The organism is Micromonospora sp. WMMD967 (assembly GCF_029626165.1).
Classification (GTDB): Bacteria; Actinomycetota; Actinomycetes; order Mycobacteriales; family Micromonosporaceae; genus Micromonospora; species Micromonospora taraxaci.
The window spans coordinates 6,959,580-6,974,536 of the sequence record NZ_JARUBK010000001.1 but is presented as its reverse complement, the minus strand read 5'-3'; the positions used below and the strand labels follow the sequence as shown (position 1 = coordinate 6,974,536).

The following is a 14,957-nucleotide window of genomic DNA, read 5'->3' as shown; positions in this document are numbered from 1 at the left end:
CCTATGCTGGCCGTCATGACGGGCAGGGTGGCAGCGGTGAACCTCGGCGCGGTGACCGAGGCGGAGTGGGCCGGCGACGCGAGCGGTCGCAGCGGCATCGACAAGCGGCCGGTGGACGGCCCGGTGCTGGTCCGCGTCGACGGGGTGGTTGGCGACTTCATCGGCGAGCGCGCCCACCACGGCGGCCCCGACCAGGCGGTGTACGCCTACGCGGAGGAGGACGCCGCCTGGTGGGCGGCGGAGCTGGGGCGCGACGTCCGACCGGGTGGCTTCGGGGAGAACCTGTCCACCTACGCGGTCGACGTGACCGGCGCGGTGATCGGCGAGCAGTGGCTGGTCGGTTCCGCCCTGCTCCAGGTCACCAAGCCGCGTACGCCGTGCACCACGTTCGCCGGGTTCTGGGGCGTACCGGATCTGATCAAGCGGTTCACCGCCCGGGCGCTGCCCGGCGCCTACCTGCGGGTGTTGCGCGAGGGGGAGGTCGGCCCGGGCGACCCGGTCGAGGTGGTGGAACGGCCGGCGCACGGTGTGACCATCGGCGAGGTGTTCCGGGCGACCAGCCTGGAGCCGGAGCTGCTGCCTCGGCTGCTCGAAGCGGAGGACCTGCCGGAGCCGATCCGGGAGAAGGCCCGCCGCCGCCTCGCCGCCCGGGGTTGAGATACGAAAAAGCCCCTGCCGTCACCGGACGGCAGGGGCTTAAGGGCCTGTTTCATAAGAACTGGCCGGCCTGCGGCGGGCCCGGACGACGGCCGGCGGCGTTGCGGTTTCATCCGGATACGACACCGGTATCCGGACGAAACCGCGCCTTGCCGGGTCGCCGTCCGGACTCCGCCTCGGCTCGACCGCCCTTATGAACAGGCCCTACGCGATCGGGTCAGCGGAGCCAGGGGATGTTGCGGTCGAGCAGACCGCGCTCCTTGAGCTCCTTGCGCAGCGGGATCTCGTCGTCGACGTACCCGTCCCAGTTGATGCCCCAGTAGTTGGCGGTGTGGGTGCCCTCACCGATCAGCTGGCGCTGGACCGGGGTGCGGTTGCGGTACCACTCGCCGTTCACGTCGGGGTGCAGCTCGTCCAGGGGACGGATCCACCGGTAGGTGTAGCCGACGAAGAGCATCTTGCGGGTGATGGTCGACAGGTTCGTCGAGCGCGAGTGCCACTGCCGGCGGTCGAAGATGAAGGCGTCACCCGGGTTGGCGGTGATCTCTACAGTGCCCTCCGGGTCCGGGTTGTGCACGCTGAGGTCCTTGGGCCGGTCCAGGGAGTTCCACAGGTGGCTGCCCGGGATGACCTTGGTGGCGCCGCGGCCGGTCTCGGAGAGGTCCGAGAGCACGTACGCGACCTTCAGCGAGAACATCGGCCGAGGCAGGTTCGGGTCCATCGTCTCCGGGTCGGAGTTCTGGCGGTACCCGTCCTGGTGCCAACCCCAGTACGGCTTCTCCGGCTCGGCGGCCGGCGGGGTGACGTCGAGGTGGTTGTGGTGGGTGTAGATGTTCCAGCCGGCCAGCCCCCACATGTACGGGAAGGCGATCGGGTGGGTGAGCAGCTCGCCGAAGAGCTCGTCGCGCTCCAGGAAGCCCAGCAGGTGCAGGGTGCCGTCCTTCTTGGTGGTGCCCTTGGCCTGCTCCTCCGCGTAGACGCGGTCGACCGCCGCCTCCAGCGCCGCCCGGTGGTCCTCCGTCAGGACGTTGCGCAGCAGGAGGAAGCCCTGCTCGTGGAACTCCTTGCGGTCAGTGTCGCTGATCGGTTCGTAACCGGTCCGGTCGCCGTAATCGAACACCGCGTCGTACCCCTCCCCATGAGGTGAATCATTTTCTGGCACAGGCCGCCGATCGTAACGCGACGGACAAGGCCTCGGGGAGGAGGTCTTCGATGCGTGGGCCGCGGCGGGACCCCGTGCAGCGGGAGAACTGCGGAGAGTGAGATCTTCGTGATCGATACAGCCTTTGATGGGCACTTGTCCGATTGTGCGGTGACTGCCGGTTAAGAGATCCGGGTCGGTCAGCCCTCGTTGAACACCTCGGCGACGACCTGTCCGGCGGGGTTCTGCCCGCCGTTCGCCCGACCCCAGGTGCCCGCTCGCGCGGTCCACTCCAGGTCGCCGAAGCGGACGCGCTTCACCCCGTGGTCCTGTGCGTGCGACACCAGCCAGTGCGCGTACCGCCAGCCGTCGCGCTGGTCTTCCGGCGTGACCGCCAACCCGGTCGGGTCGCTCGGGTCGGTGCCCTTCAACCCCCAGTCCAGCACCAGGTTGCGGGTCAACTGCGCGGCCGCCGCCGCGCCGTGCATTGCCGGGGTGCGCCCCACAGTGCAGGCGACCGCACCGGTGGCGTCTCCCAGCAGGGCTCGGCTGAGCACCTCGGAGTCGTCGGCCCACTTCTGGTAGGCCTCCGGGAAGGCGGAGCGCTGGACCCGCTGGGCGGCGTCGGTGACGCGCATCTTCTCCCAGCCGCGCACCTTCTTGAGCGCCGCGTAGAAGCGGTTGGCCGCGTAGCGCGGGTCGCGGATCTGCGCCGGGGTGCCCCAGCCCTGGCTCGGCCGCTGCTGGAACAGGCCGACCGAGTCGCGGTCGCCGTCGGCGAGGTTGCGCAGCCCCGACTCCTGGTACGCGGTGGCCAACGCGACCACCACGGCCCGCTCGGGCATCTTGCGCTGGGCCCCGATCGCCGCGATGGTCGCCGCGTTGGCCATCTGGTCGGCGTCGAGTGCGACCCGGCCGTCGGCCTGCACCGTGCACTTCCGCGTTGCCAGCGGCAACTGGAGGCGGTCACCGACCTGTCGTACGACGAGCCAGATCGCGATCACGGCGACGAGGATGAGCACCACTCCACCCGCCACGGCTGCCCGAGTTCGCACCCACACCCCCAGATCGACAGTCCGACAAGCGTACGTCCCCCGGGGCCCTCTCCGGGTCGTCTGAGCGGTTCGGGACCGGCTCTGCCGAGGCGTGCCGATCGGGACTTTCCCGCTTTGCGCCCGGTCTCACCTGCCGAATGGCCGACAATCGGGGCATCTGGCATGCGCCCTGCCCGTCCGCCGCCAGCACCGTGCGTGGCCATGTCGCATCGGTCACGGCCTTGGCTCACCGGGAAGTGGTTGACCGGTCAAGGGGTTACCCGGGTTGACATGTCAATCGCTGACTCGCCCGGCCGCCGATCCAGGCGACCGGACCGGTCACGGAGCAAGGAGGAGTTCCATGGGAACGCTCGACGGCAAGGTCGTACTCGTCACCGGCACCGGGGGCGGTCTGGGACGCGTCGCCGCGCAGATCTTCGCGCGGGAAGGCGCGAAGGTCGTCGGAGCCGACATCCAGGTCGACGGCAACAACGAGACTGTCGAACTCGTTCGCGCCGCCGGCGGTGAAATGACGGGCATCGCGCCGGTCGACCTCACCGACCCGGAACAGGTGCGCACACTCGTCGAGGACGCCGTCGCCGCCTACGGCGGGCTCGACGTGGTCTACAACAACGCGGCGGCGCTGCGCTTCGGCCCGATGCCCGACTTCTCGGTCGACGACTGGCGCTACACCATCACCGGCGAACTCGACATTCCGTACTTCGTGTCGAAGTTCGCCTGGCCGCACCTGGTGCGACGCGGTGGTGGCGTGATCATCAACGCCGCCTCCATGGCGGGGACGATCGCCGGGCACGTCCCCCCGATGGTCGGCCACACCGCGGCGAACGCCGGCGTCATCGGTCTGACCCGACAACTCGCTCTCGAAGGCGCGCCGCACGGCATCCGGGCGGTAGCGGTCAGCCCCGGGCCCATCATCAGCCCGGCCAGTGAGCGCGACCTGGGGGACAACCAGGCGGCCCGGGACGCGATCACCGGCAAGACGCTGCTGAAGCGGTTCGCCCAACCCGAGGAGGTCGCCGAACTGGTGGTGTTCCTGGCCTCCGACCGGGCGTCCTACATCACCGGCGCGAACTACCCGGTCGACGGCGGCGCGACCGCGTGGTGACCGAAATGTGGGCGCCGCCGCACCCCGGCGGCGCCCACGACGGTCACCGGGGCGCGCCGGCCCGGTCTGCCGACCGGTGAGCCCTGGTCCTACCCGGCATGATCAGCGGAACCACCGTCCAGAGCGGCCACCCATCGAGTCAATCTCTTCTCCCGGAACGCGGTGACCCCCTCGCGCCCCTCGTCGGAGAGGAAATAGCTCGTCGACAGGGCGGACAGCCGGGCCAGGTCGGCGCGCAACTCGGCGGTGTCCGGCCGGCGCAGCAACTCCTTCGCGCCCGCCAACGCGCCGGGAGCGCCCCGCACCAGCGAATCGCAGTAGCCCCGCACCGCGGCGTCCAGCTCGGCGGCGGGCACGGAGGCCGTGACCAGGCCGACCTGGGCGGCCCGCCGCCCGTCGAAGGTGTCCCCGGTCAGGTACAGCTCGGCCGCGGCACGCGGGTGCAACCGGGGCAGCACGGTCGCCGAGATCACCGCCGGGATCACCCCGATCCGCACCTCGGTGAACGCGAACGTCGCCTCGTCGGCGCAGACCGCGAGATCGGCGGCGGCGATCAGGCCCAGACCGCCCGCCCGCGCCGGCCCACCGACCCGGGCCAGCACCGGCTTCGGGCACTCCCAGATCGCCGCGAGCACGTCACCGAGCATGCCGGCCGGCACCGTCCCGCTGGCGTACGCGGCGGCCGTCTCCTTCAGGTCCGCACCGGAGCAGAAGACCGGGCCGGTGTGGTCGAGCACGATCGCCCGTACCGCCTCGTCGGCGATCGCGTCGCCCAGCCCGGCCAGCAGTTGGGTCATGAGACCTGTGGAGAGCGCGTTGCGGTTGTGGGGGCTGTCGAGGGTGAGGGTGGTCACCCCACGGGCCGTGGCGACCCGCACGAGGACGTCGGGAGAGGTCATGCCGGGCACACTAGTGGCCATGCCCGGCGTCCTTCCAGATGGTGAGACCGTCCCCGTCGACGGATCGCTGCCCGCCACCGCCACCACGGCGGTCGGCGCGCGCGGCTTCGGCGTGTACGTCCACGTGCCGTTCTGCGCCAGTCGCTGCGGCTACTGCGACTTCAACACCTACACGGCGGCCGAGCTGGGCGGCGGCGCGAGCCGCGACGGGTACGCCGACACCGTCCTGGCCGAGCTGGCGCTCGCCGCCCGGGTGCTGGGCGACAGCCCACCGCCCCGGGTCGACACCGTCTTCGTCGGCGGCGGTACGCCCACCCTGCTCCCCGCCGACGACCTGGCCCGCATCCTCGACGGCATCGACCGCACCTGGGGGTTGGCCGCCGACGCCGAAGTGACCACCGAAGCGAACCCGGAATCGGTCACCCCGGAATCGTTGAAGCTGCTACGGGCTGCCGGCTACACCCGGATCTCGCTGGGCATGCAGTCCGCGTCGCCGGGAGTGCTGGCGATCCTGGACCGCAAACACAGCGCCGGCCGGGCCACCGCCGCCGCTCTGGAAGCCCGCGACGCCGGGTTCGAGCACGTGAACCTGGACCTGATCTACGGGACGCCGGGAGAGCGGGCCGAGGACTTCGCCGCCTCGTTGGAGCAGGTGGTCGTCGCCGGGGTGGACCACGTCAGCGCGTACGCCCTGATCGTCGAGGACGGCACCCGGCTCGCCGCCCGGATGCGGCGCGGCGAACTGGCGTACCCCAGTGACGACGTGGCCGCGGACCGCTACCTGGCCGCGGAGGCCGCGCTCGACGCGGCCGGACTCTCCTGGTACGAGGTCTCCAACTGGGCGGCCACCGACGAGGCCCGGTGCCGGCACAACCTGCTCTACTGGACCGGCGCGGACTGGTGGGGGCTGGGGCCGGGAGCACACAGCCACGTCGGCGGCGTGCGGTGGTGGAACGTCAAACACCCCTCCGCGTACGCCCAGCGGCTGGCCGCCGGCGCGTCTCCGGGCCTCGCCCGGGAGGTGCTCACGGCCGACGAGGCGCACATGGAGGACGTGATGTTGCGGCTGCGCCTCGCCAGCGGCCTGCCGTTGACAGTGCTCGACGCCGCCGGCCGGGCCGGCGCCGAGCGGGCGCTGGCCGACGGCCTGCTGGCCGCCGACGAGTACGCGGCCGGCCGGGCCGTGCTCACGCTGCGCGGGCGGCTGCTCGCCGACGCCGTCGTGCGCGACCTGCTGCCCTAGGGCCTCTGCCAAAGCCCCTGGCCGGCGTGCGGCGGGCCCGGACTCCGCCTCGGCTCGACCGAGGACCTTGACAAAGGCCCTAGCGGGGCGGGCCGGCCGGGGGAGCGGCCGGCCCGAGGTCTCACTTGACGAAGCTCGCGGAGAGCGGGTAGCGGTAGAGCTGCCCCTCGTTGGCCTTGATGCCGGCGATGATGCCGAACACGGCGCCGAGGATGATGGCCGCGCCGACCCCGATGAAGCCGATCAGGATGCAGGACAGCACCCAGCCGATGAGGCCGACGATCGACCAGATGAGCTGGAAGTTGAGCGCCGCCACGGCGTGCGTCCGCACGGTGGGGGACTGGTTGCCACGAGCCAGCATGGCCACCAGTGGGCCGATCCAGCCGAGCACGCCGCCGCTGATGATCATGCCGGCGGCGCCGCCGAAGTGCGCGACGAGCGCCCAGGTCTTGTCCTCGTTGTTGGCGAAGCCGCCGCCGGGGCCGCCGTACGCGCCGCCGGTCGGGTAGCCGCCGCCGGGCGGGGGATAGCCCCCGGGCGGAGGGTAGCCACCCGCCGGAGGGTAGCCACCTGACGGCGGTTGGTCACCGGTGGGCGGCGGATAGCCACCGGGCGGGGGATAGCCGCCCGGGCCGGGTGCCCCGGACAGTGGTGCGGTGGGTGGCTCGGCCGACGGGTACGAACCCGGGGAGGTCGGCTCCGGCGGGTAGTTGCCGGGGTCACCCGCGCCGGGAGGGCGAGGAGGTTCAGTCATGGATGTCACGGTAGGGGCATCTGGCAACGCCGCACCAGAGGAACACCTCCCGGCAGTGTGGGCCGTTCGGGTCCGGCGGGGTGGCGCGGGCCGCACCGACGGGCCGCCGTTGATCATCGCGTCGACGGGTACCTCGACGTAGACTGGCACTCGCTACAGTCGAGTGCCAGGACGGCCCGGCCGGCTCAGGAAGCCGGCGGCCGACGTGCGACAGGAGGTGCGGAGGATGGGTCTCGACGACCGCAAACTCGCCGTGCTCCGCGCCATCGTCGAGGACTACGTCTCCACCCAGGAGCCGGTCGGCAGCAAGGCGCTGGTCGAGCGGCACCAGCTCGGTGTCTCCCCGGCCACGGTCCGCAACGACATGGCCGTGCTGGAGGAGGAGGGCTACATCCGGCAGCCGCACACGAGTGCCGGCCGGGTGCCCACCGACCGCGGTTACCGACTCTTCGTCGACCGGTTGTCCCGGGTCAAGCCGCTCAGCCCGGCCGAGCGCCGGGCCATCGAGCGCTTCCTGGTCGGGGCGGTGGACCTCGACGACGTGGTGCACCGCACGGTACGGCTGCTCGCCCAGTTGACGCGGCAGGTGGCCGTCGTGCAGTACCCGTCGCTGGCCCGCTCCTCGGTGCGGCACCTGGAGCTGGTGCCGATCTCCACCACCCGGCTGATGCTCGTCATGATCGCCGACACCGGGCGGGTGGAGCAGCGGCTGGTGGAGCTGCCCGGTCCGGTGCCCGCCGACGACGTCACCGACCTGCGTCGGCTGGTCAACGAAAAGCTGGCCGGAGCCCGGCTGTCCGACACGCCACCACTGGTGCAGGCGTTGGTCGAGGAGGCGCCGGCCCAGCTGCGGCCGATGATGACGATGCTCTCCACGGTGCTGCTGGAGACGCTCGTCGAGCGGCACGAGGAACGCATCGCGCTGGCCGGCACCGCGAACCTCACCCGGGGTGGCCTGCTCGACTTCCAGGGTTCCCTGCGGCCGATCCTCGAGGCCCTGGAGGAGGAGGTCGTGCTCCTCAAACTCATCGGTGAGACCGAGCCGAGCACGACCCGGGTGCTGATCGGCGACGAGAACGAGTTCGACAACCTGCGGGCCGCGTCGGTGGTCAGCACCGGCTACGGCCCGGGCGCGACGATCGTCGGCGGTCTGGGGGTGCTGGGGCCCACCCGGATGGACTACCCCGGCAACATCGCCACGGTGCGCGCCGTGGCACGCTACGTGGGCGAGTTGCTGGCCCAGAACTGACCAGTCAGGGCCGACGGCCGGCGGCTGCCGGATCGGCGCAACGCGAGACGAACATGAGGACACGGAACGCAGTGGCCAGGGACTACTACGGCATTCTCGGTGTGAGCCGGGAAGCCTCCGATGACGAGATCAAGCGCGCCTACCGCAAGCTGGCGCGCCAGTTCCACCCGGACGTCAATCCGGACCCGGAGGCTCAGGAGAAGTTCAAGGACATCAACGCCGCGTACGAGGTCCTCTCGGACGACCGGAAGCGGCAGATCGTCGACCTGGGTGGCGACCCGCTAGCCCCGGGCGGCGGTGGCGCGGGAGGCCCCGGTGGTCCCGGTGGCGCGGGCCCGTTCGTCGGTTTCCAGGACATCATGGACGCGTTCTTCGGCGGTGCCGGGGGCAACGCCCGTGGTCCGCGCCCGCGTACCCGTCCGGGCGCCGACGCCATCCTGCGACTCGAACTCGACCTGCACGAGACGGCGTTCGGCGTCGAGGCGCCGATCACCGTCGACACCGCTGTGCTCTGCACCACCTGCTCCGGCGCCGGCACGGCCGCCGGCACCCACCTGGCGACCTGCGAGGCGTGTGCCGGTCGGGGCGAGGTGCAGTCGGTGCAGCGCACCTTCCTCGGCCAGGTGGTCTCCGCCCGGCCGTGCACGGTGTGCCAGGGCTACGGCACCACCATCCCGCACCCCTGCCCCACCTGCGCCGGCGACGGCCGGGTGCGCACCCGCCGCTCGCTGACCGTCAAGATCCCGGCCGGTGTCGAGGACGGCATGCGGATCCGGCTGGCCCAGCAGGGCGAGGTCGGCCCGGGTGGCGGCACCGCCGGCGACCTCTACGTGGAGATCCACGAGCGGCCGCACGACGTCTACTCCCGCAAGGGTGACGACCTGCACTGCCGGGTCACCGTGCCGATGACCGCGGCGGCGCTGGGCACCCGGCTGACCATCAAGACCCTGGACAGCGAGGAGACCGTGGACGTCAAGGCCGGCACCCAGCCGGCCAGCACGCTGCGACTGCGCGCCCGGGGCGTGCCGCACCTGCGCGGCACCGGCCGGGGCGACCTCTACGTGCACCTGGACGTGCGGACCCCGACCAAGCTCGACCCGGACCAGGAGAAGATGCTGCGCGACTTCGCCAAGACCCGCGGTGAGGAGGTCGCCGAGTTGTCCAAGCAGGGCGGCTTCTTCTCCCGGATGCGCGACGCGTTCAACGGGCACGCCTGAGGTGTCCGCACCGCTGTTCCTGGTCGAGGCGCTGCCCACCGGCGACGCGCTGACCCTGGACGGCCCGGAGGGGCACCACGCGGCCACCGTGCAGCGGCTGCGCGTCGGCGAGGAGTTGCTGCTCGCCGACGGGCGCGGCGGCACCGCCGCCGCCGTGGTCACGGCCGTCGGCCGGGGCAGCCTGGAGGTCACCGTCACCTCCCGGGGGTACGCGGACGCGCCCGTACCCCGGATCGTCACCGTGCAGGGCATCGCGAAGGGCGACCGGGGCGAGTTGGCGGTGCAGGCAATGACCGAGGTCGGCGTCGACGAGATCGTGCCGTGGGCGGCGTCGCGCTCGGTGACCCAGTGGCGCGGTGACCGGGGCGTACGCGCACGGGAGAAGTGGGTGGCGACCGCCCGGGAGGCAGCCAAGCAGGCCCGCCGGCCGTGGTTGCCGGTGGTGGCCGGCTCGCCCGACGAGTCGACCGCCACGGTGGCCCGTCGGATCGCCGGTGCCGCCGCCGGGTTCGTGCTGCACGAGGAGGCCGACGAGCGGCTCACCACCGCCGACCTGCCGACCGCCGGTGAGATCGTCCTGGTGGTCGGCCCGGAGGGCGGCATCGCCCCGGCCGAGCTGGCTGCGTTCCGCGAGGCCGGCGGCCGGCCGGTGCGACTCGGGCCGGCCGTGCTGCGCACCTCGACCGCCGGCGTGGCCGCGCTCAGCGTGCTCGCCACCCGCCTCGGCCGCTGGTGACCGCTCAGGGCCTCGGGAACACCGGCACGACCTCCTCCTCCGGCCCCAGGTCCAGCCCGGCGTTCCCGATGATCTGCGGGTCCGGTGTGCCGACCACCTCAGGATCCTTGCCGGCGTAGTCGAAGCGGTTCAGCACGTGTCGCATGGCCTCCAGTCGGGCCCGCTTCTTGTCGTTGCTCTTCACCACCGTCCACGGCGCGTCGGCCGTGTCGGTCCAGAAGAACATCGCCTCCTTGGCCTCCGTGTAGTCGTCCCAGCGGTCCAGCGAGGCGATGTCCATCGGGGACAGCTTCCACTGCCGGACCGGGTCGACCTGGCGGATCGCGAACCGGGTGCGCTGCTCGTTCTGGGAGACGGAGAACCAGAACTTGACCAACCGGATGCCCGAGCGCACCAGCATCCGCTCCAACTCCGGGGCCTGTCGCAGGAACTCCAGGTACTCCTTGCGCCCACAGAAGCCCATCACCCGCTCGACGCCGGCCCTGTTGTACCAGGACCTGTCGAACAGCACGATCTCACCGGCCGCCGGCAGGTGCGCCAGCCACCGCTGGAAGTACCACTGGCCGGCCTCCCGTTCGTCCGGCTTGGCGAGTGCCACCACCGACGCGCCGCGCGGGTTGAGGTGCTCCATGAAGCGCTTGATGGTGCCGCCCTTGCCGGCCGCGTCCCGGCCCTCGAAGATGATCAGCAGCCGCTCTCCGGACTCCTTGATCCAGTCCTGGAGTTTCAACAGCTCGATCTGGAGCAGCCGCTTGTCCCGGTCGTACTCGTCGCGGTCCATCCGGTCGTCGTACGGGTAGTCCTCGCGCCAGGTCTCGACGGGCGTCCCGTCGGGTCGGAGCAGGACGGGGTCGTCGTCGTGGCCGTCGGCCACCCGGTAGTCGGCAGTGAGGTCCAGCAACGCGGAGTCGGCCATGTCGAAGGCCCTTACCCGCCCGCGCACCCCCAACCACCTGTTCGACCAGGTGATGTGCCGCCGATTGCGGGATCAGCTGCGCAGGTAGGAGGCGCCGTTGAGGTCGACGATCGTCCCGGACGTCCACTCGGCCTGCGGCGAGGCCAGCCAGTGCACCGCGGCCGCGATCTCCTCCGGTCGGCCCACACGGTCGAACGGGCTCTGCGCCCGGATCGCCGCGCCCTGCTCACCGTGCAGGTACTCGGTGACCATGTCCGTCGCCACGAAGCCCGGCGCGACAGTGGCGACAGTGATGCCGTACGGCGCGAGCGCCACGGCGAGGGATTGACCCAACGCGTTCAGCCCCGCCTTGCTGGCACCGTACGCCGGCTGGTGCGGCTCGCCGCGGAACGCGCCCCGGGACGAGACGTTGACGATCCGCCCACCACTGTCGCGCATGTGCTGGGCAGCGCACCAGATGACGTTGCCGGCACCGGTCAGGTTGGTCTCCAGCACCTGCCGCCAGCGCTTCTGCCACTCCTCGTACGAGGCGCCGAAGATCGGGTGCGGGTCGTCCCGGTCGCCGTACGTCCCGGCGTTGTTCACCAGGACGTCCAACCCGCCGAGCGCCTCGGCGGCCCGGTCCACCATCGCCCGGACGGCGTCCGGGTCGGTGAGGTCCGCGCGGACCACCACGTGCCCGGCGCCGGGGAGTCGCCCGCGCACCTCCTCGGCCGCGTCGCCGGAGTCGCGGTGGTGGATCGCCACCCGGTCGCCGCTCTCGGCGAACGCCCGCGCCACGGCGGCGCCGATCCCGCGCGAGGCTCCGGTCACCAGTACCGCCCGATCCGTCATGCCGGCCATCCTGCCCGAGCCGCCTGCCTCTCCTTACACTGCCCCGATGGGATCCGACTGCCTGTTCTGCCGCATCGTCGCCGGGGAGATCCCGGCCACCGTGGTCCGGGAGACCGACACCACGCTCGCCTTCCGCGACATCGACCCGAAGGCGCCGGTGCACGTCCTGGTCATTCCGAAGGAGCACTACGCCGACGTCGCCACCCTCGCGCAGGGTGACCCGGCGCTGGCCGCCGACGTGCTCGCGACGTCCGCCGCCGTGGCCGAGGACGAGGGTCTGCTCGGCGACGGTTTCCGGTTGATGTTCAACACCGGCGCGTACGGCGGGCAGGAGGTGTTCCACGTGCACGCGCACCTGCTCGGTGGCGCGCCGCTCGGCCCGATGCTCGCCCGGGACCTGACATGAGCGAGCGTAGTGAGCGAATCATGGGGCTCGGTGCGGAGGTGTCTCATGGCGGCACGCGGCGAAGCGGAGTGACGGCATGAGCGAGCGTAGTGAGCGAATCATGGGGCTCGGTGCGGAGCTGTCTCATGGCGGCACGCAGCGAAGCGGAGTGACGGCATGAGCGAACCCGACGGTCGCGTGCACGAACACCTGGGTCGACTCGTCCGGCAGGTGCAGGCCGACGCCCGGGTGCCGGCGGTGTCGGTGGCGCTGCACCGGGCCGACCGGCCGCTCTGGACCTGCACCGTCGGCGAGACCGGGACGGACAGCCCGTTGACGCCGGACACCCAGTTCCGGATCGGTTCGGTGACGAAGACCTTCACCGCGGCGCTCACCCTCCAGTGCCGCGACGACGGGCTGCTGGACCTGGACGACCCGGTCGGCCGGCACCTGGACCTGCCCGCACACGGCGAGCTGACCGTGCGCCGGTTGCTGTCGCACACCGCCGGCCTGCAACGCGAGCCGTTCGGCGACGTGTGGGACAGCCTGCACGCACCGGACGACGACCAGTTGGTGGCGGAGCTGGTCCGGGCCGAGCGGGTGCTGCCGACGGGCCGCCGGTTCCACTACTCCAACCTGGGCATGGCCGTGCTCGGCCAACTGGTCGCCCGGCTGCGCGGCGAGAGCTGGGCGCAGGCGCTCACCGAGCGGATCCTGACGCCACTCGGGCTGATCGACACCACGGTGACCCCCCGGCCGACGGCGGCCACCGGGTTCCTGGTCGACGCGTACTCCGACGAGGCACACCCGGAGCCACCGACCGACTTCGGCGCTGTCGGCCCGGCCGCGCAGCTCTGGAGCACCGCCACCGACATGGCGCGGTGGGCGGCGTTCCTGGCCGACCCGGTGGCACTGGACCCGGCCGGCGCGGTGCTCGCCCCCGCGACGCTGGACGAGATGCGCTGGCCGGTGACCACCACCGACGAGACGCTCTGGGGCGCCGGCTTCGGGCTCGGGCTGATCCTGATCCCGCAGGGGGAACGGGTGATGCACGTGGGGCACGACGGGGCGATGCCCGGTTTCCTCGCCGGTGTCTACGGTCGGCGGGGAGGCGACGGCACGGCCGGTGCGATGGGCGCCGCGGTGCTCGGCTCGTCCGGTACGGCGGCCGAACTGTTCGACCTGACGCACCGGCTGCTCGGCGCGGCGGTCGAGCGGGACCCGGCCGACATCGCGCCGTGGCGGCCGGGGGCGCCCGCGCCGGCGGCAGTGCGGGGCATGCTCGGCCGCTGGTGGGGAGAGGGTTCCGAATACGTCTTCTCCTGGCACGACGGATCCCTGCGGGCGCGTGGGGTGGGGGATCCGGCCGGACGTCCGCCGGCGGTCTTCGAACCCCTACCGGGGCAGCCGGACGTGTTCCGCACGGCCTCCGGCCGGGAGGTCGGCGAGCTGCTGCGACTGACCCGGGACGAGGCCGGCGTGGTGGTCCGGATGCACTGGGCGACGTACCGGTTCACCCGCCACCAGGAGACCTTCGACAGGTACGACTTCCGGGCCGGGCGTTGATCGCGGCCAGCGGAAATGGGCGCGATGCGGCCCGCGTCGAACGGATACGATGGGTGTAACGTCCGCACGCCGGCCAGCAGGCCGGCGCCGAGATCGAGAGCAGGTGGCGCAGGGCCCTTCGGCCCGACCTATGACCGGCACCCCACCTCCCGGCCCGCCCCGGGTGCAGACCAGGATCACCGTGCCCGACTCGAAGATCATGGTCAATCTGCTCGGCGCAGGCGACGAGATCCTCCGACTCGTCGAACGCTCGGTCAACAGTGACGTGCACGTCCGCGGCAACGAGATCACCATCACCGGTGACCCCGCGGACAACGCCCTCGCCGAGCGGGTCTTCAGCGAGCTGCTCGAACTCATCGAGAAAGGCGAGACCCTGACCACTGACGCCGTCCGGCGTACCGTCGGCATGCTCGAGCAGGGCAGCGCCGAGCGGCCCGCCGAGGTCCTGACGCTCAACATCCTCTCCCGTCGCGGGCGCACCATCCGACCCAAGACCCTCGGTCAGAAGCGCTACGTCGACGCGATCGACTCGAACACCATCGTCTTCGGCATCGGCCCGGCCGGCACCGGCAAGACCTACCTGGCGATGGCGAAGGCCGTCCAGGCGTTGCAGGCCAAGCAGGTCAACCGGATCATCCTGACCCGGCCGGCGGTCGAGGCGGGGGAGCGGCTGGGCTTCCTGCCCGGCACGCTCAACGAGAAGATCGACCCGTACCTGCGCCCGCTCTACGACGCGCTGCACGAGATGCTCGACCCGGAGACGATCCCGAAGCTGATGGCCCAGGGGACTATCGAGGTCGCGCCACTGGCGTACATGCGGGGTCGGACGCTGAGTGACGCGTTCATCATCCTGGACGAGGCGCAGAACACCACGCCCGAGCAGATGAAGATGTTCCTCACCCGACTCGGCTTCAACTCCAAGATCGTCGTCACCGGTGACGTCACCCAGGTGGACCTTCCCGGCGGGACGACCAGCGGTCTGCGGGTGGTCCGCGAGATCCTGGAAAACGTCGAGGACGTGCACTTCGCCCAGTTGTCCAGCTCCGACGTGGTTCGCCACCGGCTGGTCGGGGAGATCGTCGACGCGTACGCCCGCTGGGACGCCGAGCGGGAGAACCAGCAGGCGCAGGGCGTCCACGCCGTGCCCGGGCGACCCGCCCAGGGCGGCCGGGCCGGCCGCCGCCGCTAAAGCAGAGGAAA

General features: G+C 71.7%; 15 protein-coding genes. 9 read left to right on the top strand and 6 right to left on the bottom strand.

What is annotated here, in order from left to right; all coding sequences use genetic code 11:
* Positions 1-15: 15 nt before the first annotated feature.
* A complete protein-coding gene (locus O7631_RS31410) occupies positions 16-657 on the top strand; it encodes an MOSC domain-containing protein (protein WP_278147551.1) in 642 nt (213 codons plus the stop codon).
* Between the two features lie 217 nt (positions 658-874).
* On the opposite strand, the gene O7631_RS31405 is transcribed toward O7631_RS31410, so the two are convergent.
* Entirely contained in the window at positions 875-1,777 is a 903-nt protein-coding gene (locus O7631_RS31405; RefSeq protein ID WP_088988074.1) for a phytanoyl-CoA dioxygenase family protein, read from the bottom strand.
* A gap of 221 nt (positions 1,778-1,998) precedes the next feature.
* Positions 1,999-2,859, bottom strand: coding sequence for a hypothetical protein (locus tag O7631_RS31400; RefSeq protein ID WP_278147550.1), 861 nt, complete (start codon positions 2,857-2,859; stop codon positions 1,999-2,001).
* A gap of 334 nt (positions 2,860-3,193) precedes the next feature.
* Here O7631_RS31400 and O7631_RS31395 point away from each other — a divergent pair, with 334 nt between their 5' ends.
* Complete coding sequence (locus O7631_RS31395) at positions 3,194-3,958, top strand: SDR family NAD(P)-dependent oxidoreductase (RefSeq protein WP_278147549.1); 765 nt, start codon at positions 3,194-3,196, stop codon at positions 3,956-3,958.
* 89 nt (positions 3,959-4,047) lie between these two features.
* Here O7631_RS31395 and O7631_RS31390 read toward each other — a convergent pair whose 3' ends face one another.
* Positions 4,048-4,857, bottom strand: a complete 810-nt coding sequence (locus O7631_RS31390; protein WP_278147548.1) for an enoyl-CoA hydratase-related protein — start codon at positions 4,855-4,857, stop codon at positions 4,048-4,050.
* A gap of 19 nt (positions 4,858-4,876) precedes the next feature.
* Between O7631_RS31390 and hemW the strand changes: the two genes are divergently transcribed.
* Positions 4,877-6,100: a radical SAM family heme chaperone HemW gene (gene hemW / locus O7631_RS31385; RefSeq protein WP_278148077.1), complete on the top strand. Its 1,224-nt coding sequence runs from the start codon at positions 4,877-4,879 to the stop codon at positions 6,098-6,100.
* A gap of 121 nt (positions 6,101-6,221) precedes the next feature.
* Here hemW and O7631_RS31380 read toward each other — a convergent pair whose 3' ends face one another.
* Positions 6,222-6,854 carry a DUF4870 domain-containing protein gene (locus tag O7631_RS31380; protein WP_278147547.1) on the bottom strand — a complete coding sequence of 211 codons (633 nt, stop codon included), beginning with the start codon at positions 6,852-6,854 and terminating at the stop codon, positions 6,222-6,224.
* A gap of 226 nt (positions 6,855-7,080) precedes the next feature.
* Here O7631_RS31380 and hrcA point away from each other — a divergent pair, with 226 nt between their 5' ends.
* From hrcA to O7631_RS31365, 3 genes are all read left to right on the top strand, one after another.
* A complete protein-coding gene (gene hrcA / locus O7631_RS31375) occupies positions 7,081-8,103 on the top strand; it encodes a heat-inducible transcriptional repressor HrcA (RefSeq protein WP_130403671.1) in 1,023 nt (340 codons plus the stop codon).
* A gap of 71 nt (positions 8,104-8,174) precedes the next feature.
* Entirely contained in the window at positions 8,175-9,320 is a 1,146-nt protein-coding gene (gene dnaJ, locus O7631_RS31370) for a molecular chaperone DnaJ (protein WP_030491782.1), read from the top strand.
* Between the two features lies 1 nt (position 9,321).
* Positions 9,322-10,056 (top strand): 16S rRNA (uracil(1498)-N(3))-methyltransferase, encoded by a 735-nt coding sequence (locus O7631_RS31365; RefSeq protein WP_278147546.1) that lies wholly within the window; start codon positions 9,322-9,324, stop codon positions 10,054-10,056.
* A gap of 4 nt (positions 10,057-10,060) precedes the next feature.
* Here O7631_RS31365 and ppk2 read toward each other — a convergent pair whose 3' ends face one another.
* On the bottom strand, positions 10,061-10,972 hold the full coding sequence (gene ppk2 / locus O7631_RS31360) for a polyphosphate kinase 2 (protein ID WP_278147545.1): 912 nt from the start codon (positions 10,970-10,972) through the stop codon (positions 10,061-10,063).
* 72 nt (positions 10,973-11,044) lie between these two features.
* Positions 11,045-11,806, bottom strand: coding sequence for an SDR family oxidoreductase (locus O7631_RS31355; protein WP_278147544.1), 762 nt, complete (start codon positions 11,804-11,806; stop codon positions 11,045-11,047).
* A 46-nt stretch (positions 11,807-11,852) separates the two neighbouring features.
* Between O7631_RS31355 and O7631_RS31350 the strand changes: the two genes are divergently transcribed.
* From O7631_RS31350 to O7631_RS31340, 3 genes are all read left to right on the top strand, one after another.
* Positions 11,853-12,212, top strand: a complete 360-nt coding sequence (locus tag O7631_RS31350; RefSeq protein WP_088949690.1) for a histidine triad nucleotide-binding protein — start codon at positions 11,853-11,855, stop codon at positions 12,210-12,212.
* Between the two features lie 156 nt (positions 12,213-12,368).
* Positions 12,369-13,757, top strand: coding sequence for a serine hydrolase domain-containing protein (locus O7631_RS31345; protein WP_278147543.1), 1,389 nt, complete (start codon positions 12,369-12,371; stop codon positions 13,755-13,757).
* A gap of 130 nt (positions 13,758-13,887) precedes the next feature.
* Entirely contained in the window at positions 13,888-14,946 is a 1,059-nt protein-coding gene (locus O7631_RS31340) for a PhoH family protein (RefSeq protein WP_269682781.1), read from the top strand.
* The last annotated feature ends 11 nt before the right edge of the window (positions 14,947-14,957 follow it).